The sequence below is a fragment of the Idiomarina loihiensis L2TR genome (assembly GCF_000008465.1).
Classification (GTDB): Bacteria; Pseudomonadota; Gammaproteobacteria; order Enterobacterales; family Alteromonadaceae; genus Idiomarina; species Idiomarina loihiensis.
In genome coordinates this window covers 279,650-303,748 of the sequence record NC_006512.1, presented here as the reverse complement: position 1 = coordinate 303,748, position 24,099 = coordinate 279,650, and the positions used below count along the sequence as shown (strand labels likewise).

Annotated in this window: 26 protein-coding genes; 11 read left to right on the top strand and 15 right to left on the bottom strand. The window is 47.6% G+C overall.

Annotation, left to right across the window (positions count from 1 at the left end):
- Positions 1-33: 33 nt before the first annotated feature.
- From IL_RS01465 to IL_RS01440, 6 genes are all read right to left on the bottom strand, one after another.
- A complete protein-coding gene (locus tag IL_RS01465; protein ID WP_011233552.1) occupies positions 34-588 on the bottom strand; it encodes a YaeQ family protein in 555 nt (184 codons plus the stop codon).
- Between the two features lie 50 nt (positions 589-638).
- Entirely contained in the window at positions 639-1,019 is a 381-nt protein-coding gene (locus IL_RS01460; RefSeq protein ID WP_011233551.1) for a hypothetical protein, read from the bottom strand.
- Between the two features lie 55 nt (positions 1,020-1,074).
- Entirely contained in the window at positions 1,075-1,629 is a 555-nt protein-coding gene (locus IL_RS01455; RefSeq protein ID WP_011233550.1) for a hypothetical protein, read from the bottom strand.
- 110 nt (positions 1,630-1,739) lie between these two features.
- The gene (locus IL_RS01450; RefSeq protein WP_011233549.1) at positions 1,740-2,231 is read right to left on the bottom strand and encodes a DUF6985 domain-containing protein; all 492 of its coding nucleotides are present in this window, start codon (positions 2,229-2,231) and stop codon (positions 1,740-1,742) included.
- A gap of 195 nt (positions 2,232-2,426) precedes the next feature.
- Positions 2,427-2,690 carry a Txe/YoeB family addiction module toxin gene (locus IL_RS01445; protein WP_011233548.1) on the bottom strand — a complete coding sequence of 88 codons (264 nt, stop codon included), beginning with the start codon at positions 2,688-2,690 and terminating at the stop codon, positions 2,427-2,429.
- On the bottom strand, positions 2,683-2,937 hold the full coding sequence (locus IL_RS01440) for a type II toxin-antitoxin system Phd/YefM family antitoxin (protein ID WP_011233547.1): 255 nt from the start codon (positions 2,935-2,937) through the stop codon (positions 2,683-2,685). Before IL_RS01440 ends, IL_RS01445 begins: the two co-directional genes overlap by 8 nt.
- 274 nt (positions 2,938-3,211) lie before the next feature.
- Here IL_RS01440 and IL_RS01435 point away from each other — a divergent pair, with 274 nt between their 5' ends.
- Entirely contained in the window at positions 3,212-4,840 is a 1,629-nt protein-coding gene (locus IL_RS01435) for a hypothetical protein (RefSeq protein ID WP_011233546.1), read from the top strand.
- 158 nt (positions 4,841-4,998) lie between these two features.
- Here the strand turns inward: IL_RS01435 and IL_RS01430 are convergent, their stop codons facing one another.
- A complete protein-coding gene (locus IL_RS01430; protein WP_011233545.1) occupies positions 4,999-5,214 on the bottom strand; it encodes a TIGR02450 family Trp-rich protein in 216 nt (71 codons plus the stop codon).
- A 181-nt stretch (positions 5,215-5,395) separates the two neighbouring features.
- On the opposite strand from IL_RS01430, the gene greB reads away from it, so the two are divergent.
- Positions 5,396-5,875, top strand: coding sequence for a transcription elongation factor GreB (gene greB / locus IL_RS01425; RefSeq protein ID WP_011233544.1), 480 nt, complete (start codon positions 5,396-5,398; stop codon positions 5,873-5,875).
- 63 nt (positions 5,876-5,938) lie between these two features.
- Positions 5,939-8,269 (top strand): Tex family protein, encoded by a 2,331-nt coding sequence (locus tag IL_RS01420; protein ID WP_011233543.1) that lies wholly within the window; start codon positions 5,939-5,941, stop codon positions 8,267-8,269.
- 10 nt (positions 8,270-8,279) lie between these two features.
- Here the strand turns inward: IL_RS01420 and IL_RS01415 are convergent, their stop codons facing one another.
- The 3 genes from IL_RS01415 to IL_RS01405 form a co-directional block, all read right to left on the bottom strand.
- On the bottom strand, positions 8,280-9,059 hold the full coding sequence (locus IL_RS01415; RefSeq protein WP_011233542.1) for a putative metalloprotease CJM1_0395 family protein: 780 nt from the start codon (positions 9,057-9,059) through the stop codon (positions 8,280-8,282).
- A gap of 69 nt (positions 9,060-9,128) precedes the next feature.
- Positions 9,129-9,446: a flagellar basal body rod C-terminal domain-containing protein gene (locus IL_RS01410; protein ID WP_011233541.1), complete on the bottom strand. Its 318-nt coding sequence runs from the start codon at positions 9,444-9,446 to the stop codon at positions 9,129-9,131.
- 114 nt (positions 9,447-9,560) lie between these two features.
- Positions 9,561-10,700, bottom strand: coding sequence for a fatty acid desaturase (locus IL_RS01405; protein ID WP_011233540.1), 1,140 nt, complete (start codon positions 10,698-10,700; stop codon positions 9,561-9,563).
- 153 nt (positions 10,701-10,853) lie between these two features.
- On the opposite strand from IL_RS01405, the gene fabR reads away from it, so the two are divergent.
- Together fabR and IL_RS01395 are read left to right on the top strand one after the other, a co-directional pair.
- A complete protein-coding gene (fabR, locus tag IL_RS01400; RefSeq protein WP_011233539.1) occupies positions 10,854-11,474 on the top strand; it encodes an HTH-type transcriptional repressor FabR in 621 nt (206 codons plus the stop codon).
- Positions 11,475-11,513: 39 nt separating this feature from the next.
- Entirely contained in the window at positions 11,514-13,532 is a 2,019-nt protein-coding gene (locus tag IL_RS01395) for a S9 family peptidase (RefSeq protein WP_011233538.1), read from the top strand.
- A gap of 69 nt (positions 13,533-13,601) precedes the next feature.
- On the opposite strand, the gene IL_RS01390 is transcribed toward IL_RS01395, so the two are convergent.
- The 3 genes from IL_RS01390 to pckA form a co-directional block, all read right to left on the bottom strand.
- Entirely contained in the window at positions 13,602-14,807 is a 1,206-nt protein-coding gene (locus IL_RS01390) for an ABC transporter permease (RefSeq protein WP_011233537.1), read from the bottom strand.
- Complete coding sequence (locus IL_RS01385; protein ID WP_011233536.1) at positions 14,804-15,748, bottom strand: ABC transporter ATP-binding protein; 945 nt, start codon at positions 15,746-15,748, stop codon at positions 14,804-14,806. Before IL_RS01385 ends, IL_RS01390 begins: the two co-directional genes overlap by 4 nt.
- A gap of 99 nt (positions 15,749-15,847) precedes the next feature.
- Positions 15,848-17,449: a phosphoenolpyruvate carboxykinase (ATP) gene (gene pckA, locus IL_RS01380; RefSeq protein ID WP_011233535.1), complete on the bottom strand. Its 1,602-nt coding sequence runs from the start codon at positions 17,447-17,449 to the stop codon at positions 15,848-15,850.
- 207 nt (positions 17,450-17,656) lie between these two features.
- Here pckA and IL_RS01375 point away from each other — a divergent pair, with 207 nt between their 5' ends.
- Positions 17,657-18,976, top strand: a complete 1,320-nt coding sequence (locus IL_RS01375) for a sodium-dependent transporter (protein ID WP_011233534.1) — start codon at positions 17,657-17,659, stop codon at positions 18,974-18,976.
- 6 nt (positions 18,977-18,982) lie between these two features.
- Here the strand turns inward: IL_RS01375 and coaD are convergent, their stop codons facing one another.
- Positions 18,983-19,483: a pantetheine-phosphate adenylyltransferase gene (gene coaD / locus IL_RS01370; protein WP_011233533.1), complete on the bottom strand. Its 501-nt coding sequence runs from the start codon at positions 19,481-19,483 to the stop codon at positions 18,983-18,985.
- A gap of 177 nt (positions 19,484-19,660) precedes the next feature.
- Between coaD and IL_RS01365 the strand changes: the two genes are divergently transcribed.
- Genes IL_RS01365 through IL_RS01350 form a run of 4 tightly spaced genes read left to right on the top strand, consistent with a single transcriptional unit; the run spans position 19,661 to position 23,046 of the window.
- Positions 19,661-20,851, top strand: a complete 1,191-nt coding sequence (locus IL_RS01365; protein ID WP_011233532.1) for a glycine C-acetyltransferase — start codon at positions 19,661-19,663, stop codon at positions 20,849-20,851.
- A gap of 10 nt (positions 20,852-20,861) precedes the next feature.
- Positions 20,862-21,887, top strand: a complete 1,026-nt coding sequence (gene tdh, locus IL_RS01360; RefSeq protein WP_011233531.1) for an L-threonine 3-dehydrogenase — start codon at positions 20,862-20,864, stop codon at positions 21,885-21,887.
- Positions 21,888-21,894: 7 nt separating this feature from the next.
- On the top strand, positions 21,895-22,218 hold the full coding sequence (gene glpE, locus IL_RS01355; RefSeq protein ID WP_016341261.1) for a thiosulfate sulfurtransferase GlpE: 324 nt from the start codon (positions 21,895-21,897) through the stop codon (positions 22,216-22,218).
- A gap of 3 nt (positions 22,219-22,221) precedes the next feature.
- Entirely contained in the window at positions 22,222-23,046 is an 825-nt protein-coding gene (locus IL_RS01350) for a rhomboid family intramembrane serine protease (RefSeq protein ID WP_011233529.1), read from the top strand.
- On the opposite strand, the gene IL_RS01345 is transcribed toward IL_RS01350, so the two are convergent.
- Positions 23,040-23,438: a flagellar basal body-associated protein FliL gene (locus IL_RS01345; protein ID WP_011233528.1), complete on the bottom strand. Its 399-nt coding sequence runs from the start codon at positions 23,436-23,438 to the stop codon at positions 23,040-23,042. The two genes, IL_RS01350 and IL_RS01345, sit on opposite strands and share 7 nt — an antisense overlap.
- A gap of 78 nt (positions 23,439-23,516) precedes the next feature.
- On the opposite strand from IL_RS01345, the gene IL_RS01340 reads away from it, so the two are divergent.
- Entirely contained in the window at positions 23,517-24,098 is a 582-nt protein-coding gene (locus IL_RS01340) for a chorismate--pyruvate lyase family protein (RefSeq protein ID WP_011233527.1), read from the top strand.
- The last annotated feature ends 1 nt before the right edge of the window (position 24,099 follow it).

Sequence of the window (24,099 nt, the reverse complement as noted above, 5' to 3'; positions counted from 1 at the left end):
CCACTGCACCACTTATTTGTAATGCCCATTAACCTACAGCGATGCCTCGGGCATTTCACCATGCCAACACTCAAGCGCAACAATCACCTGCTCATCACCATCACTGATATACAGCTGACCATCGCTTATCATTACGCCCCAGTGTGTTGAGCGATGTAATTTTTCAGCAATTTCCGCTAGCTCATTTTGCGGTAAAACAAACACATTCACGTTGTTTAAATGGGCAAACTTCGGTAGCACTTTTTCTCGCCACAAACGCGCATTGCCATACACAACTACGGACATCTTCGGTGCACGTCGACTGGCTTTAATAACCCGCGCAGCATCCGGTAGGCCAACATCAATCCAATGCTGAATTTCACCGGTGAGATCTATTTCCCAAAGTGCCGCTTCATCGGTATCGGATAACCCCCGGCCAAAGGCTAAATGCGGATGATAGAACATCGCATAAGCCAGTACTCGTGAGGCTAAACGCAGCTCTGTCTCAGATGGATGGCGTGCAACAGTAAATTTCACACTCTCGTAAACACCGCGATCAGTATCTGATATATCCAGTGAAATTTTATAAGGAGTTGCTTGTAATGCCATTTTTGGTACCTAAGTGTTTTCGTGTTCATATTAACCATTTAAGCCATTGGTTATAAGAGTATGAGTGCACATAAACTGCTTATACTGAATACGATACCAACGGTCATGCCAAAAATAAGATACCAGTAAGGTACAACCAACGCTTTTGTACCATTCTTCACTTCAGGTGACTTTGACACAAGATAAGAGCCGTACGCCCAGCCAAAAATATTATGCACGACGTAAAGAGAAGGAATTAATATCTGGAAGTGTGATAACTCTAGCGTAAAAAAGGTAATGATAGAAACAATAACCCATAAAAATTCAATAGTGGTTGTGAACGACTGTATTTTGTTCGTCCAGCAAACGCCTTTGGCTTTATATAAAACAACACCATCAACAATTACCGCTATTCCTACAAAGACGCTTACTAAGAAGTACAGCTCTATCATTTTTTAAACTCTCCTAACGCCCGCCATACAAGGCAATTGCCAGTTACATAACGGTTTACCCGCAATGGGACAATGTTTCGAGCCAAGCTTGATCTTCATTAAAATTTTCAACCAACCCATTACCTTTGCTGTCAGTAAATGCCCCCATGCCATGACTTATCATATACTGAGGGTGGTAGCTTGGTTTACCTATACTTTTGACTACCCGACAGAACTCCGAAAATTCTTTATCTTTACCTATCAGATTTTCGTTAATCTCTTGTTCAACTGAATTTGCATTCTTGCCCATATCTGCAAACGTATTTTGAACTAAAACCATAATACCTTGGTGAGCACTACTGTCACTGACTCGCTTTATGTCGTAGGAACCATAAATTCTCGCAAGCAGAAATAATCTGGCCGCATCTTTTACATTATTTTGGTTAGCACAAGCTGCCGATGATTTAAATAAATCAGCTGGGGTATAAATATTTTTTGCCTCAATGTATTTGATGCAGCCAACATCATGCTTTGACTCTAAATTACCAACTGCTTCAAAATTAGTGACTTTTTCATCAGCCTGTAACAGCCCGCTGAAAATAAGGAAACACATTACTATTGTTTTTTTCATGATTTATTACCTCTAAAGTCAGAACGCCCGCTGCATAAGTTAATTTAGAACGAAAGATAAAGCTGCCTTGAAAAAAGATGTCGATGTGACTGAGGTTATTAACGGCTTGTTTATTCAAAACAAAAATGAACAGAGTTTTCGCCTGCTTCAAGTAGGCGCCAGCTCTCAAATTTTATTCCGACGCCATGCTCAACTTCCCACTTAGCCCAAAACCCCATGCCGAAAGTCCCTACATCCTTCCAGGAAGGAATAAATAAGCTCTGATACAACATAACTGGGGCTAAGTCTTCAGCAGAATTGACGAGAGGAGCATGCTCATCGGGATCTTCACCCCACTCTTGAAAAGCTCTCCGATAGATGTCGACATTTGTCTGGTAGTCAGTAAAGATTCGTTCCACGGCCTGCTGATGAATGGTATCAAGTTGCTCAAGATAACCCAGCAGCGTCTTCTGCTGACTCTCCGTGACTGCCCTCTTCTGGCCCACAAAGCAGACTTCTATAGATTCTTTTTGTTGCAAGAAGGGCACATGCAGCTCACCAACAAGAAGGTCGTCTTCCTTCCGAAGTCCTTCAAGCCACTCAGCAAGGTTTTCTAACTGCACAGCCAATCCTCTTTCTGTTCAGATCGCAGCCTTGGAATAGTAGCGAAGCCGCAACGGAAAAGCCATCGCCGAGCCTGGCTTTGCTAACTCTTTACAAGCGACTTAGCTCTAAACTCAATTTCGTTGACAATTGCTAACAGTCACTTTTTCGCCTTCCGACTCTCTTGCACATCGTCCTAGCTTTGGCATGCTTAATTAGTAGTGATAACGACAAGAAATAATTGTAATTGCACTGTCGTCGGCTGCGTATACCAGTCTATTCGTATCATCGATTCGCCGCGACCAGAAACCCGCCAGGTTTTCTTTTAACGGCTCAGGTTTACCAATACCTTCGAACGGCGATCTTTTAACATCGGCAACTAATCTGTTGATACGTTTAAGTGTCTTTTTATCTTGAGTCTGCCAATATAAATAGTCTTTCCAGGCCTCATCAGTCCATGACAGCAACCTCTTACTCATCTAATAACTCTCTCTTTTTGGCTTTCCCTTCTTTGTATTGAGCAATAGATTTATTCAAATGCTCAGCATTTGCCGGCGAACGGAGCAAATGAACCGTTTCCATTAGGCTATTGTAGTAATCTAAAGACATAACCACGGCATCTTCCGAGTCACGACGGGTAATAACCGTTGTATCAGCATCGTTGATTACGCTGTCCAACACTGCTTTTAAGCCATTTCGGGCTTCAGTAAAAGAGACTATTCTCATATACACCTCAACATGTTCAATTTATTGAACAAGTATAAAACAGGTATTGGTACATGTACAGAATATTGTTCAACTGTAGCTAACACTTGCTACAAGAGTTCGATACTCGATATTAGGAGCGACCCTTACAAGACTTCATAGCTACACTATTTTTTGGGGAGTCTCTAAGCACCGCCTCTATAAAGACTTCGAAACCGCAAAGTTTCACATCCCATCTCTATTATTTGTTATGATTTTTTACTCTATAAAAATAGTCATTAAACAAGGATGTCATATGCAATTTTTGTCACGCAAAATCGTTCTAGCTCTTGTCGGAATTATAATCGTTTCAATTAGCATAGCGGCTCTTTTGCCAGAGAAAACAAAATTTCTCCGTTTTGAGACTGATATCGGTAAAGAAGAACAATACCGTTTAGATATGCGTACGCGGATACTAGAGATAAACAACCGGGCCTGGCAAATAGCAGACACAGCATCCCTGCATAGTATATTAGATTACCGTGTAGACAAGATGAACCCTGATATTAATGTCCGCGCCGTTCCCCAGGCACTAACATTTTCGTTTAATGAGAGCGTTCAGTTCAGCAACTCAAATCCTAAACGCAATTTGGAAAAGCCGGTTAGAGAACTGATTTCGTCCGGCTTCGACCAGACGATGAACCGGAAAACTGGAAAAACAACAGTAAGTGCAAAACAAGAAAGCAGAAACCTCCAGGAAGCGAGCAAGCAACGAGTAGAGCAATTGCAGCAAGTTATCCTGTCTCCGGTTGTGAACTGGGCTCTGCCGATGGTTGAAGGGAAATCGGTTACTCTAAATAGCTTTCAAGGGATCCCCTCGTTAGTTCTCAAGGTTGATAGCATTGATGAGAATAGCATTACTGTTGATATTACCAGAGAGACCAAAGCCCCAGCAGATGCCGTGCCAATGATGGGGCACAACCCCAACCTGAAGGTAAGATGGTCGGAAGTTAACGGCCGTATGCGCATTAGCCGCGATGACGGCTGGATTGAAAACTTAGTACTTATTACAACTCAGAAAACCGTCACAGATACCCCCGCCAAAGAAATTGATACGACACTCGTATTAAGGCGAAAAAGCGAACTGGTAATTGGTTCCACGGATGATTTTCTGGCTCCTTTTGAAATGGCAACTTTCCTCGCTGAGAATAACGGTTCATATGAGCTGTCTATGAGCTCTACTGGCGAGTCGCCTGATTTTGATTTTGTTAGTGACCCTGTTGCTCATACCGAAACGGCATTCGCCATTAACCCAAAGGATAACAGCTTAGAGCTTAAGCTTGAATTTGTTGGACCCGAAGGCAAGGTTATGGGGGGGCTAACTTCCATTAACTCCCTGACTCTAATGGACAATGAAGGAAATAAGCTCAATATTCCTATGATGCTTAGATCAATAGAGCCCAATTACTCCGGGGCTAGCGAGATGAACATTTACTTAGTTCCGCTTGGCTGGGAGAAGACTGACCTGAGCAAAATATCCAGCATAACGGCAGTTATGGACTACATGCCTGCGGTAGAGCCTATTCCTGTAACTCTTCCTCTAGCCAAAGACGTCACTAGTATTCAACAAGGAAATGCGCGGGCGAGCGCAACCCCAACAGATGACGGCTGGATTATTGCAACAAGAGCCAGTGATCGCTCTTACTATATTCTTGACCAATACGCCGACTACCCCGGATTATCAGGACGCTGGAGCGACAAAGCTTTTCATGACTTAAAACCGTCAGTAGAGCTACAACTTAGCCGAGTAGACGCTCCCGAGGCCTGGTACCAGCAGTTTGTTATTAAAGGTAATAGCGACAAGTTTCCTTTAACATACTACCTGGAACCACCAGAGGCGGAAGTCAGACAAGTAAAGCTTCATTTTGCGAAAAAGCCGTTTTAATCTAAGACCGTTTCGCCTTACCTCAACGGACGCCTCCGACCTCGGCTTGATGTATTTGAAGAAGCGGGGGTTGGCACAATTACTCAAAGACTCTCTGCTCGCCTACATTATTTTCTCACCAGACCAGGAGTTTAAAGCAGAGAAGGATAGAAAGTGCCTCACTTCCAACCTTGAACCCATTTCTCTTCGCTTTTAAGTTCAAGCCAATCGATTGAATATTCATTTCTCGAAAGCACTGATTCAATTTTGCATGAAATTACTGATCCGTCTTCATCATACTCAACTTCTGATACCAAAAAATGCTTCTCGCGATTAAGCGGCTCTACTGCAGTCCACTTACTATTACGCAGTTTGGCTGGGTTAATTTCATTCATATTGACTCCGTAATAAACTGAATTTACTTATTTTTACCCATCCTTCTTATTCTAATGAATGAGTAACATAGCCGCAAAAACAAGAAATCATATTTAGGCTCTATTCACCACCATTTCCTTCGGAGTAATAACCCAGTAAAATCCCCATCTATAATTCAACGCAGGCACAACTATTCAGCGTATGAAAACCAATTTAATTACCCTTGGCGGTTATGAAAAGTTGCAACAGGAACTTGAACACCTTTGGCGGGTGGAGCGGCGCGAAACGGTGGAGAAGGTCTCCTGGGCGGCGAGCCTGGGTGACCGGTCAGAGAACGCCGACTACAAATACAACAAGCAAAAGCTACGCAAAATTGATGGCCGCATTCGCTACTTAACCAAGCGTCTGGAGCAGGTGAAGGTGGTGTATTATTCGCCACAACAGGACGGTAAGGTGTTTTTTGGTGCCTGGGTGGAAATTGAGGACGAGGAAGAGAACGTTCGCGCCTTCCAAATTGTGGGACCGGATGAAATTTATGATCGCAAAGACGCGGTGTCTATTGATTCGCCCATGGCGCGTGCCCTGCTGAAAAAGCAGGTAGACGACGAGGCTGAAGTAACGACACAGCAGGGTACTAGGACCTGGTTCATTAATAAGATAAGTTACCAGCAGCCCGCGTAGTCAATTCGTGATAGCATTCGTCCCCATTATTTGCCGTAAAGTTTTTAAACTAAGAGATGTACTATGAGCCAGATACCGCAATTACTTGCTAATGAACTGAAGGTTGATGAACGCCAGATTTCGTCTGTTATCCAGTTGCTGGATGAAGGCTCAACGGTGCCCTTTATTGCGCGCTACCGTAAGGAAGTGACCGGCGGTTTAGACGATACGCAATTGCGCCAGCTGCATCAGCGTCTTAACTACCTGCGCGAGCTGGATGACCGCCGCCAGGTGATACTCAAGTCCATTGACGAGCAAGGCAAACTGACCGACGAACTAACTCAGAGCATTAAAACAGCTGACTCTAAAACCGAGCTGGAAGATTTATACCTGCCCTACAAACCGAAGCGTCGCACCAAGGGTCAAATTGCCATTGAAGCAGGGCTTGAGCCGCTGGCAGACTTGCTGTGGAAAGACCCAACAAAGAACCCGGAACAGGCCGCGGCAGAATACATTGACGCCGACAAAGGTTTTGCCGATGCGAAAGCGGTTTTAGACGGTGCCCGCGCTATTTTAATGGAGCGCTTTGCCGAGCAGGCGGAGTTACTAAAACGCTTACGTTCGCACTTATGGCAGAACGCACACTTAACCAGCACAGTCGCGGCGGGTAAAGAGAAAGAAGGCGCTAAGTTCCGCGACTACTTTGAGTTTTCTGAGCTGTTTAAAACCATCCCCTCGCACCGCACGCTGGCTTTGTTGCGTGGCCGTAACGAAGGCTTTTTACAGCTTTCTATGGACGCGGATCCTGGCAGTGAAGACACAACCTCGGGCTCGCATTGCGAAGTGATTATTGCTGACTTCCTGAATTTTGAACACAAAGGCCGCGCTGCTGACGACTGGTTGCGTCAGGTTATTCAATGGACCTGGCGGGTGAAATTGTCACTGCATATGGAAACAGAGCTAATGGCCCGTGTACGCGAGCGTGCTGAGGAAGCGGCCATTCAGGTATTTGCCAGCAACTTAAAAGACTTACTGATGGCGGCACCTGCCGGGGCTAAAACCACCATGGGCTTAGATCCGGGTGTTCGTACCGGTGTTAAGGTTGCGGTGGTAGACGAAACCGGTAAAGCGGTTGCCACTAACACCGTATTCCCGTTCCAGCCGCAGAACCAAATGGACAAAGCCATGCGTACGCTGGCTACCTTGTGCAAGCAGTACAAAGTGGAGCTTATCAGCATTGGTAACGGCACCCACTCGCGCGAGACCGACAAAATGGTCGGCGACATGCTGAAACAACACAGCGACATTAAAGCCACTAAGGTTATAGTGAACGAAGCCGGTGCTTCGGTTTACTCGGCGTCTGAACTGGCTGCGCAGGAATTCCCGAATATGGACGTGTCGCTACGTGGTGCAGTCTCTATTGCCCGCCGCTTGCAGGATCCGTTGGCAGAGCTGGTGAAGATTGAGCCTAAGTCTATTGGTGTAGGCCAATACCAGCACGACGTGAGTCAGTCACAACTGGCGCAAAGTCTGGATGCGGTGGTTGAAGACTGCGTAAACGCCGTGGGTGTAGATGCCAATATGGCTTCTGCCGCGTTGCTGCAGCGCGTATCCGGCTTATCGAAAACTTTGGCGAAGAACTTAGTTGAGCACCGCGATGCGCATGGTGCGTTCCGTAATCGTAAGCAATTGCTGGATGTTGCGCGCATGGGACCAAAAGCCTTTGAACAGGCAGCAGGCTTCTTACGCATTAGTAACGGCGAACAACCACTGGACGCCTCCTCGGTTCACCCCGAGGCTTATACTGTGGTTGAACGCATTGCCAAAACCAATTCAATTCCGGTACAGGAACTTATTGGTAATCAGCAATTGATTAAAACCTTGAACGCTAAAGACTACACCGATGAGCGCTTTGGTCTGCCAACGGTTACCGACATTTTGTCCGAACTGGAAAAACCCGGCCGCGACCCGCGTCCTGAATTCAAAATGGCAGAGTTTAAAGAAGGCGTTGAGAAAGTCAGTGATCTGAAGCCCGGCATGTTGCTGGAAGGTGTGGTAACTAACGTGGCGAACTTTGGTGCCTTTATTGATGTTGGCGTGCATCAGGACGGTCTGGTGCACATTTCAGCACTGGCGGACAAGTTCGTCAGCGACCCGCGCGAAGTGGTTAAAGCCGGCGACATTGTGAAGGTAAAAGTGCTGGAAGTGGACATTGAGCGTAAACGTATTGGCTTAACCATGCGCCTGAGCGATGAAGCCCCAGCCAATACCGCAGGCAGCGACAAGCCTAAAGCGAAAACCGGAAGCGGACCTAAGAAAAAACCTTCAGGCAATGGTGGTCGTGCGCCACAGCCACAAAACTCAGCAATGGGCAGTGCATTAGCAGACGCCTTTGCAAAAGCGAAGAAAGATTAAACAGGAATAGTTAAGCGGTAGCGCTGAATGAGTCCACGGAAGGACGAACGCGCTTATCGTAAAATGAAGAAATCATTTCGCCACGTTCGGACGATGAAAGCGTTTTTCTACCTTCTTCGGCAGGTGTTACAGCACCTGATGACGCGGATTGGCTACTAGAACCGCCTTTATTTTCACCTTCCAGACTTTTATTAAACGGCGCGTTAATACTGATATCGGGGTTTTGTTTCTCGCCTTCCTCACCGCTTTCGCTTGCCTCAACTTGCATTTGGGCTAATTCCGCCCGAGCCTGCGTGGCTTTATTAGCCGCTTCGGCAGCAATTGAACGGTCGGCAGCAGAAGGTTGTGCCGGCGCTAATGCCGCGCGACGTACCAACTGCATTTTTTGAATGGTCGCTTGCGGATCACCGTTAACCGGGCTGACATCTATTTGAACTTCGCCGCCCACAGCATAAGACTTACCGTCAGGCCCGCGTTCGTATTCATAGGAAGGCGAGCCAGCATGCTGGCCGCCAACTGCCGCGTGGGCTTGTTCGTGTACACGAACTTCCTGATCACGGCTTTTTAGCTCATCGACTTTTTCAACTTCTTCTTCACTGAGCTTCTGCTGATTCTTTTCAGCATTGTCAGTAACTTCTTTGCTAGCTTTGTCGGTGGCTTTTTTGCTGTCAGGCTTTCCATCCGCTTTCGCGTCGGGTTTTCTGTCAGCCTGGGTATCGGCTTTATTACTGGATTGATCAGATTTGGCAGGTTCGTTCACCAACGGCCGCTGCAAATTATCCCTGTTCATCGACTCCGCAGGTGGTGCCGACGTTACAGGAATAGGCGGTAACGCTGGTGAGATATTCATGTTAGAACATTAAGCGCTGGTATCAATCATTGTGCCCAACATCTCGTCGGCAGTTTCTACCGTACGGGTGTTTGACTCAAAGTTGGTCTGCCCCTGGTTTAGTGAAACCAGAGAATCAGTGGTATTGGCAGCCGTAACGCTTTGACTGGTTTCAGACGCAGTCTCTGTTGCGGCCTGGGCACCATTTGCAACGGCATTACTTTGCTGCTGAACATCATTACGACCCGATGTTGAAGCAGACGCAATTTCCTGACTCGCTTGTGATACCTGCTGGTTTGCACGTTGCATACCCTGCAGGCCTGAGTTCATTGCTGCACCAATTTCCATCGTTTCCTCCCACACACTAGGGCGTGTTACTACGAATGTATTTGTCAGTATCGTTTATATTTTAAACATTTTCAAGTACTGACAAATGCCATTCGTCGCAATTTCAACCAATAATTACGCGTGCTGCTGAATTTGATTTAATAGCGCTTTCCAGGAGCGTTTTTGCATTTCCAGCGAAGCCTTCATTTCATCAACCTGACGCTTCAACGCATCAATATCGTGATGCACATGTTCTTTCAAGGCTTTAGCTTTAGTATCCAGAAGCTTTTTACGAGCCTGATAATATGCCTTCAACTGCTGGCCCATCTGGTCATAATGTTCCTGAGCCCTTTCAAACAAAGATTCCGGCGCTGCCTGAGCTTTCAGCTGAGCTCGTTTTAACTGCATTTGCAGTTTCGCCCGCTCGACCTGATACGGCGAGCTGCGCTTTAAGTTTTTCGCCAGACCCAGCCATTTACTGGCTACGATCAGCCATTTAGTTGGGTCGAACTGCCACCAGCGAATACCGTTACGATAATCCGCGGCAAAAATGTGGTGGTAATTATGGTAACCCTCGCCAAACGTCAGAAACGCCAGCACGCCATTGTCGCGCGCAGTGTTTTTGTCGGTATAAGGCTGTTTACCCCAAATATGCGCCAGCGAGTTAATAAAGAAAGTGGTGTGGTGGTTTAGCACCAGGCGCAACACGCCAATAACCAACAATCCTGCCCACACGTCGCCCAGCATGAAACCGGCGGCAATTGGCCAGCCAAAGTTCACAAACAGAGTTAGCGGCAAGTAATACTTGTGCTGCCACATAACAATTGGGTCTTTCTGCAGGTCTTTAACGTTATCGTAGTCAGTATAACGGCTCGCCTGATATTCACGGATCATCCAGCCAATATGCGAGTACCAGAAGCCTCGCTTAGCTGAATACGGGTCTTTGTCGTTGTCATCAACGTGCTTGTGGTGCTCACGGTGGTCAGAAGACCAGTGAAGCGCACTGTTCTGCAGCGCAACCGCACCGCCAATGGCAAAAATAAAACGAATTACCGGGTTTGCATCGTATGTACGATGCGCCCACAGGCGATGATAGCCCGCAGTAATAGATAAGCCGGCGAAACACGCCGTGCCCAACATAACCCACCAAAACGCGGCACCAATGCCAACGCTGTATGCGTATAAAGGTACACCAACAATGGCGACAATAAAGGTAATAGAGAACACCAGGGTGTTTAACCAGATAATGGGGGGCTTTTCAGAAATCTTTTGCATGCATATAACCTAAAACATTCAAATAAAGGCAGGCGTCTAATAGCGTACACCTGTACGCTGAATGTACGTGTTTCGTGTTCAAATTACAAGCGGTAAAAGTGTAAAAAGCTGTGTTATCATTCTTAATATACACGCAAAGATGACTATACGACTATGGCCGGAATTCGCGCAAAGCAGAAAGAGAAAACCCGACAGGCGTTAATTAACGCGGCAATGAACCAATTAAGCGCCGAAAACGGTTTCTCCAGTTTGAGCCTGCGTGAGGTTGCCCGTGAAGCCGGTATTGCTCCTACTTCTTTTTATCGACATTTTCGCGACATGGATGAGTTAGGGCTTACTTTGGTGGACGAATGCGGTCTGGCTTTACGCCAACTATTACGCCAGGCGCGTCAGCGCATTGAATCCGGCGGCTCTATTATTCGGGTATCTATAGAAACTTTTATGCAATTTGTGGCAAACAATACCGCCACCTTCAGATTATTGCTGCAGGAGCGTTCCGGTCGTTCACGCAGTTTCCGTTTGGCGGTAGTGCGCGAAATAGATCACTTCAAGGCGGAACTGGAGGACTATTTAGTTAACGAGCAGTCGTTTAGCCGCGAATTGGCCGAGTTACAGTCGGACACTATTGCCAAAATTGTATTCAGCGCCGGAGCCGACTGCTTTGACGTAGACGAAGAAGAACGCGAAATTATTACCGAAAAAACGATTCTGCAAGTTCGCTTAGTTGCCCGGGGCGCCGAAGCGACTCGCCGATTACTAAAACGAGAGTCATAAAAAAACAATCTTAATCAGAACAAGAAACTGGAGAACATTATGCTTTTACGTGCTGTAGGCGGTATGGCATTAGCGGTCTGGGCGGCAGATATTGATGCCCGCGAGATGACGCTAATGGAAACCGTAACCACCAAAGCCATTCGTTCGGCTCAACTGTCGCCGGATGGTCAGTTCACTGCGGTTATCCGCTCAACACCCCGTACTCCGTACGAAGATGACGACGGCTCCAGCTACAGTGAGTTAGTGCTTATTAACGCTGAAGGCGAAGAAACGTCTTACCTGAGTAAAGACAAAAAGTTCGGCCGGGTCAGCTTTGGTCCGCAAAGCGAATACCTGTACTTTACTGCCAAAGAAGAAGGCGATGAGTATCAGGAGCTTTACCGCATGCCTGTGCACGGCGGCGGTATTCAGTCGGTGTTTGAATTTGACGGCAATATTGGCAGCTACGCGTTGAGTGATGACAGCGAGCAACTGGTCTTTTTGTCTTCAGGCGCGAAAGACAGCGATGAAGAAAAACTTGAAAAGAAAGGCTTTAAAGCCGAAGTCTACGAAGAAGACTTAACCTATACTCAGGTTTACCATGTTTCATTGGGGGAGGAAGACGCAGAAGCCAAAGCGGTTACCGCCGACGACCAGCACGCGCTTTCGGTTAGCTTCCACCCGAATAACGAACAGCTACTGGTTCGTACCGCACCAACTTCGCTTATCGATGACAATTACATGAGCAGCCAATATCAGCTTATTAGTCTGGACGGCGAAGTAGTCACTTCGTTTGAAAGTGAAAGCAAGCTTGGTCGTGCAGAATTTTCACCGGACGGTCGTTATTTGGCCATGATCCGCGCTGCTGACTACAACGATCCTTCTGCTGGTTCTTTATTTGTTTACGACACTCGCGAGCAAGAGCACCGCAACGTGTTGCCTGACTACAAAGGCGCAGTCAAAGACTTTAGCTGGCGTACCGATGAAGAAATTATCTGGCTGGGTCATCGTGGCACCGAAACCGAAGTTCAGGCATTAACGCTTAAGTTTTTAGAAAGCCGCAGCCTGTTAGAGTTGGGTGAAGCCATTTTCACCAGCCTGGACGGCGAAGCCGGCAAATCTGAATTTGTTTTAACCGGTCACCGTCCTAGCCACCCGAGCGAAGCATTCAAATACAGCAATGGTCGTCTGGAGCGTTTAACCGACTCTAACCCCTGGCTGGCCGAGATCGATATGCCTCGTCAGGAAACCATGACTTATAAAGCACGCGACGGGCTTAAGCTGGAAGGTATTGTGGTTTACCCAACCAACTACGAAGAAGGCAAGACCTACCCGACCATGATGGTGATTCACGGTGGTCCTGAGTCGCATTACAGCAACGGCTGGTTAGATCGCTATGCGTCGCCGGTTAAACATGCTGCAGCCAAAGGTTATGCCCTGCTCTTCCCGAATTACCGTGGCAGTACCGGTCGTGGTGTTGAGTTCTCTAAGCTGGGTCAGAACGACTACGCCGGTAAAGAGTTTGACGACATTGTCGATGCCAAGAAACACTTGGTCGAAATCGGTTTAGCCGATGAGTCGAGCGTGGGTATTACCGGCGGGTCTTACGGTGGTTACGCGTCGGCCTGGGGCGCAACAGCACAGACCGAGCATTTCGCTGCCAGCGTTATGTTTGTAGGTATCAGCGACAACTTATCTAAGTTTGGTACCACCGACATTGCCAAGGAAATGCATGCCGTACATGCCCGTAGCTATCCGTGGGACAAGTGGGAATGGTACTTAGAGCGCAGCCCAATTTATCACGCAGAAAAGGCGCGTACGCCAATTCTTATTATGCATGGTAAAGAGGACACCCGCGTTCATCCATCACAGTCCATGGAATTGTACCGTTATCTGAAAACTCACGGCAAGGTACCGGTTCGTTTGGTGTTATACCCCGGCGAAGGCCATGGTAACCGCAAAGTGGCGGCACAGCTGGACTACAGCATGCGCTTTATGCGCTGGATGGATACCTTCCTGGTAGAAAAAGCAGAAGAGAAGCCATCGTTTGAGCTGCCGCACGCTGAACAGCTTAAGTAAAGCAGACTCCGAATAAAAAGCCGGGATACTTCATTTTGAAGCTCCCGGCTTTTTTTATCCTAAACTTCCTTATTTACCAGACACGGCTCGCCAAATTTCCTTCCAGCCCGGTTCTTTTCCGTAGTACTGAATACCCATAGCGAACAATCGCCCCGCTACATTGCGCATCCAGTAGACAAAGGCCGCTAGTAACACCAGGCTCAGCAACCATTCCCATACCGCAACGTCAGTCTGCAGTAAGCGTGCGGGCATCATCGCAAAGGAGCTAATAGGCAGAATGCTCATCACCGTAGCTAAGGTCGAGTCAGGCGCACTTACCACACTAAAGCTGAGAAATATTGGCAACATAGGTACCAGCATCACCGTACTGCGGGAGGAGTGGTTAGGGTCATCGATGGTTGCGGAAAAGCCCGCTAGTAAGGCGTTAATTAAGACCGTGCCCAATAAAACAAAGATAAGACTCAACAGACCCGTGCCAATACCCCAGTCCAGACCTGAACCGCTCTTATCGGACAGTGCCGCAACCACCAGGCTTACGCCCAAAATCATTAAACCAATAAAGAGCATCGATTTCAGGCTGTGCAAGGTAATGCCGATAATTTTGCCATCCATCCACTGAGTCGGTGTCACGATAGTCAGCAACTGCTCAGTTACACGCTGTTGTTTCTCTGCCGTTATCGACATCATCATCAAACCGAAGCCGGTAAAAACGCCAACCATTATAACCACCAATAACATGCTGGCTGAGCTGTCAGTAGCATCATCAATAGAAGCTTCTTCGCTCTCTTCAATAGAAAACGCTATATCCGGCTTTTCATCAATAACCGCTTTTTCTTCCGGAGCCAGTGGTAACTGCTGAATACGCAGATCCTGCAGTTGATCCTGTAATTCGCTACGCAATTCCTGTTGCCAGGTCTGAGACTTCTTAACCCAGACTTTTGCGGTTAATTCAGGTGTTATGACAATTAATGTATCTAGCTCTTCTGGTAATTGTGCTTTCCACTTTTTTACTTCCATGGTGCCAGCACTGCGAAGGTTTAAGTCTTTTGGGGCCTCAAACTCCCAAGACTGGGGTTTGCCTTCTTCATAGAAAATAGCTCCGTGATATTCATCCGACAAAAGTTGAGCTATTGCGCCCCAGCCAGTGCTCACGACAAAAATGGCGACCAAAATGACAATAGACAAAAGTTCCTGCTTCCATTTAAAAAAGCGCTTAAACTCCCACCACGAAATAGCTTTTAACTGCTTAAAGTAACCCGGACTCGTCTGTTTCATGACTGCGCCTCCTCGCTGCTTTTCTCATCACTCGCTTGCCGACGAATCGTATTCAGATACAAATCGTGTAATCCGGGCTGAATAGGCGCAAAGGCTTTAATCGGAACCTGCTGCGCCAGTTGTGGCCACAACTGATCTATACCGGCATCCGCATCAAAAGTTATCTCCACTTGCTCATCATTCACTTTACGCATGGACTCTATTTGCTCCACGCCCTGCCAGCTATCTAACGCAAGCTGAGCATTGGTTGTTACCCGGTAAACCGGCTTAGGCAGCAAGGTATCGCGTATTTCCTGCAAGCTGCCCTGAGCTACCGCGCGTCCTTTATTCATTAACAACATGGTGTCGGCTAAACGCTCAACCAGCTCCATTTGGTGTGCACTTAACACCACCGTTTTGCCGCGTTCGCGCAACTCGTTTAATACCGTCAGTACATGCTCCTGGTTTACCGGGTCTAAACCCGAAAAGGGCTCATCCAGAATCACCAGTTGAGGGTCGTGCAGCAGCGTGGCAATAAGTTGTACTTTTTGCTGGTTTCCCTTAGACATCTGACGCAAAGGCTCGTCTTTACGATCAGTCAGTTCAAACCGCTCCAGCCAGCTATCAATATCGCTGCGTATATCGCTTAGCTTCAACCCGCGCAAACTGGCAATGTAATTCAAGTTATCCAGTATGGTTCGGTCCTGATACAAACCACGGTCTTCAGGCAGGTAAGCAAAGTCGTGATAGGTCAGCTCAATACTCTCACCACTGTTCTCAACGAGGATCTCACCCTCATCGGGCTGAGTGAGGCCAACCAGCATACGAACCAGGGACGACTTCCCGGCACCGTTAGGACCGAGTAACGCCTGAATCTTGCCGGGCTGAATATCGAGGGAGATAGCGTCTACCGCCGTTACGGTGCGGTAACGCTTAGTGACATTATTAACTGAAAGGCGCATGTTATTTTTCTGTTATTTGCTTAAGAAGCGCCTATCTTAGAAAGACAAAGGGCCCGTAACAAGTGTTACGAGCCCTTTAATTTGTTTCAAACTATGAATTTACAACTGAGGGCCTGCGGCAACCAGCGCTTTACCGTTATCAGTATCAGTAAATTTCTCAAAGTTTGCGACAAAACGTTCGGCTAAGTCTTTCGCACGAACGTCCCACTCACCGTCATCTTCGTATGTTTTACGTGGGTCCAGAATGCTACTGTCCTCAACACCGGCCAGCTCAGTTGGCATAGCGAGGTTAAAGTGAGGCAACTGCACAAATTCAGCGTCTTCAATTGAACCATCTAAAATGGCATCAATAATAGCGCGCGTCGCTTTAATAGAAATGCGCTTGCCAGTGCCGTTCCATCCGGTGTTAACCAGGTAAGCTTCTGCGCCAGCCGCTTCCATACGCTTAACTAAAACTTCCGCGTACTGCGTTGGGTGCAGGCTTAAGAACGCCGCGCCAAAACAGCTTGAGAAGGTTGGCGTAGGCTCGGTGACACCGCGCTCAGTACCGGCTAATTTAGCAGTAAAGCCGGACAAGAAATGATACTGCGCCTGTTCTTTAGTCAGCTTAGACACCGGCGGTAATACGCCAAACGCGTCAGCCGTCAGGAAAATAACTTTCTTCGCGTGACCCGCTTTAGACACCGGCTTAACAATGTTGTCAATGTGGTAAATAGGGTAAGACACGCGAGTGTTCTCGGTTTTCGAGTTGTCATCAAAGTCGACAACACCGTTGTCATCAACAGCAACGTTTTCTAATAGTGCGTCACGGCGAATCGCGTTGTATATGTCCGGTTCCGCTTCTTTCGACAGGTTAATGGTTTTCGCATAACAACCGCCTTCAAAGTTGAATACGCCGTCGTCATCCCAACCGTGTTCGTCGTCACCAATGAGTGCGCGTTTCGGGTCAGTCGACAGGGTGGTTTTACCCGTGCCTGACAAGCCGAAGAAAACAGCTACGTCGCCTTCTTGACCAACGTTGGCAGAGCAATGCATAGAAGCAATGCCTTTTAGCGGCAGGAAGTAGTTCATCATTGAGAACATACCTTTTTTCATTTCGCCGCCGTACCAGGTGCCGCCAATTAACTGAATTTTTTCAGTTAAGTTAAACGCCACAAAGTTTTCTGAATTCAGTTCCTGTTCCTGCCACTTAGGATTAATGCACTTAGCACCGTTCATGACAACGAAGTCTGGCTCAAAGTTTTCCAGCTCTTCTTCGCTTGGGCGAATGAACATGTTTTTTACAAAATGTGCCTGCCATGCCACTTCGGTAATGAAGCGAACAGCAAGACGAGTGTCTTCATTAGCACCGCAATAGGTATCAACCACAAACAAACGTTTGTGCGACAACTGCTCAGTGACCAAACCTTTCAGTTCATTCCAGGTTTCGGTCGATAGTGGTTTGTTGTCGTTTTTGCCTTGGTCAGCCCACCAGACGGTATCGCGAGTTGTGTCATCGCGGACAATGTATTTGTCTTTAGGGGAACGTCCGGTGAAAATTCCGGTATCGACAGCAACCGCACCCAGGTCCGTTACCGTTCCTTTTTCATAACCTTGCAGGTCGTCGCGAGTTTCCTCTTCGAATAGCAGGTCGTAGGACGGATTATGGACAATTTCTTCGACATCTGTGATGCCGTAGCGGCTCAGATCCAGATTAGGCATGACGTAAGGCTCCTGAGATTACGGTCGTTCGTTAACGTTAACAGCAGCAACACAGCGTAAAAAATCCTGTTTTACAGTTTGGTTACTGGCTAATTTTCAGGGCGCGAATATTAACCTGATTGTGTAAAAAAAGATAGAGCAAAATTTTGCCAGTTCGTTAGAATGCCCGCCTGACTTTTGTATGCAGCAGTGGGTTTCTGATCATTTATGCGTGACTCCTTTCACAGCCGAATTGGCTTTATATTAGCAGCCGCGGGCTCTGCCGTTGGCCTGGGAAATATTTGGGGCTTCCCTACTCAGGTTGCGAACCACGGCGGCGGCGCCTTCCTGCTGGTGTATCTTTGCGTAATCTTTATACTTGCCATACCCGCTTTATACAGCGAAATGCTGATAGGCCATAGTGCGCAGGCGAACCCGGTTCGCTCCTTAACGCAGCTGTCCGAAGGACGCGCCCGCCCTATTGGCCGCTTAATGGGTTACCTTAATGTGCTGGGCTCCTGCTTAATGCTCAGCTTTTATCATGTGGTGGCCGGCTGGATGCTAGTTCACGCTTTAGGCTTTCTGGCTCGTGGCTTTGGTATTGAAGTTGCTGCCGAATTTTTGCTGAACAGCTCACTAACCCGCGACTTAATTTTCACCGCTGTATTTTTACTCGCCACCGCTTACGTAGTGTTTCAGGGCGTGGAAAAGGGTATAGAGCGCTGGTCAAAGCGTCTGATGCCTACCTTAGTCGTTTTACTGGTAGCGCTTATTGCCTACATGCTGACCTTACCCGGCGCCGACGAAGGCCTGAAAAAATACCTTGTCCCCGACTTCAGCCTCATGACTGACACCAGCATTTTAGTGGCGGCTATGGGCCAGGCGTTCTTCTCGCTTTCCATTGGTTTGGGCGGCATGATGATATACGGCTCCTATCTAAAGCCCGGTGCTAACTTAGGTCGTTTAAGCTTGTCAGTGGCTGCACTGGATACTTTTATCGCTTTTCTGGCAGGGTTGTTAATTATTCCTGCTCTGTATGCAGGCATTCACCTGGGCGTTAATGTCGGCGAAGGCTCTAAACTCATTGGCGAAGGCCAGCTCATTTTTGCGGTACTGCCAGAGCTATTTAATAGCATGGGCATTGCCGGACCTTTTGTGGCTTTTGCATTTTTTATGTTGCTGAGTATTGCCGCTCTAACCTCGACCATTGCTCAGGCCGAAGTACCGGTGTCTTACTGCATAGAAGAACGCAAACTGAAACGACCAGTGGCAACCGCCCTGTCACTGAGCGTTATCGCGATGTTTTCATTGCTGTTGATTCTGTTCTTTGAGCCGCTGTTTGGCTGGGTTGTTACTGCGGTCACACAGTTCCAGCTGCCGCTGTCAGGGTTATTCTACTTGCTGGTGGTAGGCTGGTTATGGCACCGCAGCAATCACCTAAAAGCTATTGCTGCGGGTAGTGTCGGCTTAACCTTGTTACGCTGGCATATCCGTTATTTATGTCCGGTACTGATGAGCATCGTGTTTTATCACGTAGCCTTTGGTTAAGCGGGGTTAACTTTTACCCGGACGCTTACCGGAAAACTTCTGTTCCAGTGCTGACGCCACCCGGGCGTCAGTAAAACCGGATACGTCGCCGCCATGCAGCGCCACCTCTTTTACTAAAGAAGATGAAATAAACGAGTTTTCCTCTGCCGGCGTCAAAAACACGCTTTCCAGATTCGGCGCCAAACGTCGGTTCATATTGGCTAGCTGAAATTCGTATTCAAAGTCAGACACCGCGCGTAACCCGCGAATAAGCACTGTTGCTTCGTACTCTTTGGCAAAGTTCACTAACAGCCCGGAAAAGCCAACGACAGTGACATTATCGAGGTTTTCAGTCACTTGCTGCGCCAGCAAAACCCGCTCTTCCAGACTAAACAGCGGCTTTTTACTGGGGCTTTCTGCAATACCCACAACAATTTCACTGAACAAGTTGGCGGCTCGTTCAATTAAGTCGGCATGGCCATTTGTAATAGGATCAAAGGTTCCCGGATAAATTGCTCGGCGGTGCATAGAGTCTCCTAAACCGTTATTTGTGCAAGCACTTTATTTGCACGCTTTTCATTTGCCCTAAAGAGTACACGCAAGTGCACACTAAACAAAAGCCCGATATTCAAATTAAGGATGCGAGTTGCGACTAACATCAGTAAACTAGAGGGTAACTTACGTTTTCAAATAGTGGAGTAAAAAATGAGCTCAGCCTTTTATCAGCAACTGGCCGACCAACTGGCCGAAACCAAAGCCGAAGGCTTGTACAAGAAAGAACGTATTATCAGTTCGGACCAAAGCTCTGAAATTACTGTGAATAACCGCAAGGTACTTAACTTCTGCGCTAACAACTATCTGGGTCTGGCAAACCACCCGGACTTAATAAAAGCCGCCAAGCAAGGTCTGGACGAACACGGTTTTGGTACGGCTTCAGTGCGTTTTATTTGTGGTACTCAGGATATTCACAAAACGCTGGAACAAAAACTGAGCGAGTTTTTAGGAACAGAAGACACCATTTTGTATTCGTCATGTTTTGACGCCAACGGCGGTTTGTTCGAAACCCTAATGGGCCCCGAAGACGCTATTATTAGTGACGAGCTCAACCACGCCAGCATTATTGACGGTATTCGCTTGAGTAAAGCGAAACGCTTCCGCTACAAAAACAACAATCTGGAAGACTTAGAGGCTCAACTTAAGCAAGCTGACGCAGACGGTGCGCGCCATAAATTAATTGCTACCGACGGTGTGTTCTCAATGGACGGCGTTATTGCCAACTTAAAAGGTATTTGCGACCTGGCCGACAAATACGACGCACTGGTCATGATGGATGACTGCCATGCCACCGGTTTCTTAGGCGAAAATGGTAAAGGCACACATGAATACTGCGACGTTATTGGCCGTGTTGATATTATCACCGGTACCTTAGGTAAAGCGCTGGGTGGTGCTTCTGGTGGTTACACTTCAGGTAAGAAAGAAGTTATTGACTGGTTACGCCAGCGTTCACGCCCTTACCTGTTCTCTAACTCAGTAGCACCTGCCATTGTGCAGGCATCTATTCGTGTACTGGATATGCTGGCAGAAGGCGGCAAGTTGCGCAGCCAACTGTGGGAAAACGCCAGCTACTTCCGTGAGCAAATGACGAACGCAGGCTTTACTTTGAGCGGCGCAGACCACGCCATTATTCCTGTTATGGTCGGCGACGCCAAACTCGCGTCAGAAATGTCAGATCGCCTGTTGGAAGAAGATATTTATGTGATCGGCTTTTCCTTCCCTGTCGTTCCTAAAGGCAAAGCTCGTATCCGCACGCAGATGTCTGCGGCACACACACGTGAACAACTGGATCGCACCATTGAAGCCTTTACCCGTATTGGTAAAGAGCTGGGTGTGATTTAAGGAGTAAAGAATGAAAGCTTTATCAAAACTGCACGCAAAACCCGGCATTTGGATGACCGACGTGGAAAAGCCGGAATGCGGTTACAACGATTTGCTGATTAAAATTAAGAAAACCGCCATTTGCGGTACCGATGTTCACATTTATAAATGGGACGACTGGTCGCAGAAAACCATTCCGGTGCCTATGGTGGTCGGCCACGAGTACGTGGGTGAAGTTGCCGCTATGGGCGACGGTGTTCGTGGCTTTGAAATTGGCGACCGCGTTTCCGGAGAAGGTCACATTACCTGTGGTCACTGTCGTAACTGTCGCGCCGGCCGTCGTCACTTATGCCGCAATACCTATGGTGTGGGTGTGAATCGTCCGGGTGCTTTTGCAGAATACCTGGCACTGCCAGCTGAAAACGCTTTTAAACTTCCAGATGACGTTACTGATGAAATGGCAGCTGTATTTGACCCATTTGGTAATGCGGTTCACACCGCCCTGGCTTTTGACCTGGTGGGTGAAGACGTGCTGATTACCGGTGCGGGTCCTATTGGTATTATGGCAGCAGCCGTTGCCCGTCACGTTGGCGCACGCCACGTGGTTATTACCGACGTCAACGAATACCGCCTGGACTTAGCTCGTAAAATGGGCGTTACCCGCGCAGTGGACGTTAGCAAAGAGAAGCTGTCCGACGTAATGACTGAACTAGGCATGAAAGAAGGTTTTGATGTGGGTCTGGAAATGTCAGGTGTGCCATCAGCTTTCTCACAAATGCTGGAAACCATGAACCATGGCGGCAAAATTGCCATGCTGGGCATTCCGCCTGAAAATATCGCTATAGACTGGAACCAGGTTATTTTTAAAGGTCTGGTTATTAAAGGCATTTATGGCCGCGAGATGTTTGAAACCTGGTACAAAATGGCCAGCTTGCTGCAGTCCGGGCTGGATATTTCGCCTATTTTAACGCACGAAATGCCTATTGATGACTTTGAGAAAGGCTTTGAAACCATGATTTCAGGCCAGTCCGGCAAAGTCATACTGAACTGGGATTAATGCGTAAATGAGCAATTATCAGCTAATGGAATTACCCATCGCCGTCGAGCATTGGCAAAATGGCGATGCGATTTTTGTTGATATCCGTGATCCGCAGTCCTTTGCTGCGGGCCACATTTCGGGCTCTCAACACCTGGATAACAGCAACCTGCCGCAGTTCCTGAGTTCGGTTGATAAAAACCAAAAAGTGATTGTGGTTTGCTACCATGGCATTAGCAGTCAGGGTGCTGCTGATTACATAGCAGGTAACGGCTTCACTGATGTACACAGCATGGATGGCGGTTACACGGCCTGGTCCATGTCTTTTCCTGAACACACTGAGAGGAACTAAACCATGCGACGATTGCTCAGCAGCCGCGACTCAGACTGGATGCACAAACTGTATCAGTATTTACGTCAGCAAGGCATGCCAGTCAGCGTTACTGAACGCGGTGAGCAATTGGAATTATGGTTACATCAGAGCAGTTATGAGGCTGCCGCTAAAACACTGATTCAACAGTTTAAAGATAACCCCGAACTTGCCGCTGAGCCCGTAAAGGAACAGCGAACTTCGGAACGAGGTTCATCATCACTGTCTTTTAGTTTGCTACAGCAAAGCGGTTGGCTGACCCGAATTGTCGCGGCTATGGCGTTGCTGGTGTTCGGGATGGTGCAAATGTACCCCGAAGCGGTGCTGGAAACACTGAGAATCAGCCAATATTTTTCGGCGCTTCCCTATGATCAACCCTGGCGCTTTATTACACCGGTGCTGATGCACTTTACGCTGCTTCACCTGGTATTTAATATTTTCTGGTGGTGGTATCTGGGCGGTCGTATTGAACGTTCTCTGGGAATATCCTGGTTACTGGCTCTGCTGTTATTCTGCGGTATTACTGCAAACGTTATTCAGTACCTTTTCAATGGCCCTAACTTTGGTGGGCTGTCCGGTGTGGTCTATGGCTTGCTTGGCTTCTGCTGGATATACAGCTTCAACCGCCCCACGCCGCTTTATCTGCCACCGGGGCTCATTATCTTTATGCTGCTGTGGTTAGTAATTGGCTACACCGACATGCTGTGGGTTAATGTTGCTAACGAAGCCCATCTGGCCGGGCTGCTTTCTGGCTGTTTCGCAGGCTTGGTAGTGCGTTGGTTAAACCCTAAAATGCGGCAGCTTCACTGATAAATGTACTTGGTGAAAAGAACATCGCGGATAACCGGATTGCCGGTTTCCTGCTGCATCAGTTCTTTTGCTCTTTCTATACATTTTAAACGAAGTTGATCGCGTCCCGTCATGGTTCGCACCTGACGTTCGGTCGCGGTACTTAAAATTGTCACAAAGGCATTACGCAACAAAGGCGCATGGTGCTCTACCACACTAACGTAACTGGGATCCGGCACCATCACTTCAATAGCAACCCGAATAAAGCCCAAGCGGTAATCATTGCCTTCTTTCAGGTAATTGGTGGTGATATCAGGCTCAAAACCGTAGTACGAAACGTCGTCTGCCGACGCTACCGTTACACTGCTGAACCAAAGAAAAATACTGGCGAATACTGTTATCAGAAGTTTCATAGCCCTACCCGGCCCGATTGCTGTTCAATTAAGTTCTCTCTGCTATCATAGCGACAGAACTTAATAACGCCAACACATATGACAACAGAGTTTTATGCCACCCCGGCTTTTCCAGTTAGCAAAGCGCTACAATGGACACCGCCTGAACAACTTGAATTAACCCCAACACAAGCCGACTGGCTGCTATACGAGGGTTCACTTACAGAACGCCTGAAGCAGATAGGTCAGCAGTTCTCCGTTAAGTTACTCGGTCAGCAGTTACTTGCCCCTAACACGGAAGAAAAGCAAAGGTTAAAAGGTAAAGACCAAGCCGTTATCCGTGAAGTTCTACTATACTGTAATGAAAAGCCTTGGGTTTTTGCGCGCAGTCTATTTTCTCCCAGCGCCGAAAACGCCAATACACTGAATTTACAACAACTGGGGAATCAGTCATTGGGCGAGTCTTTATTTGCCCGTAGCGATTTATACTGCGGAGACATAGAAGTGGCAAAAGTTGCTCTGGAACACCCGGTTGCTCGGCTTAATCAGCAGTGGTTTGGGATAAACCAGAGGCTGCTCAGCAGACGCCGAATATTTTCAACGGGCGGTGAGCAACTGTTAGTCAGTGAAGTATTTCTGCAGCCCTCGCCACTGTACTCTTCGCCGAATAACAGGAGTTAGT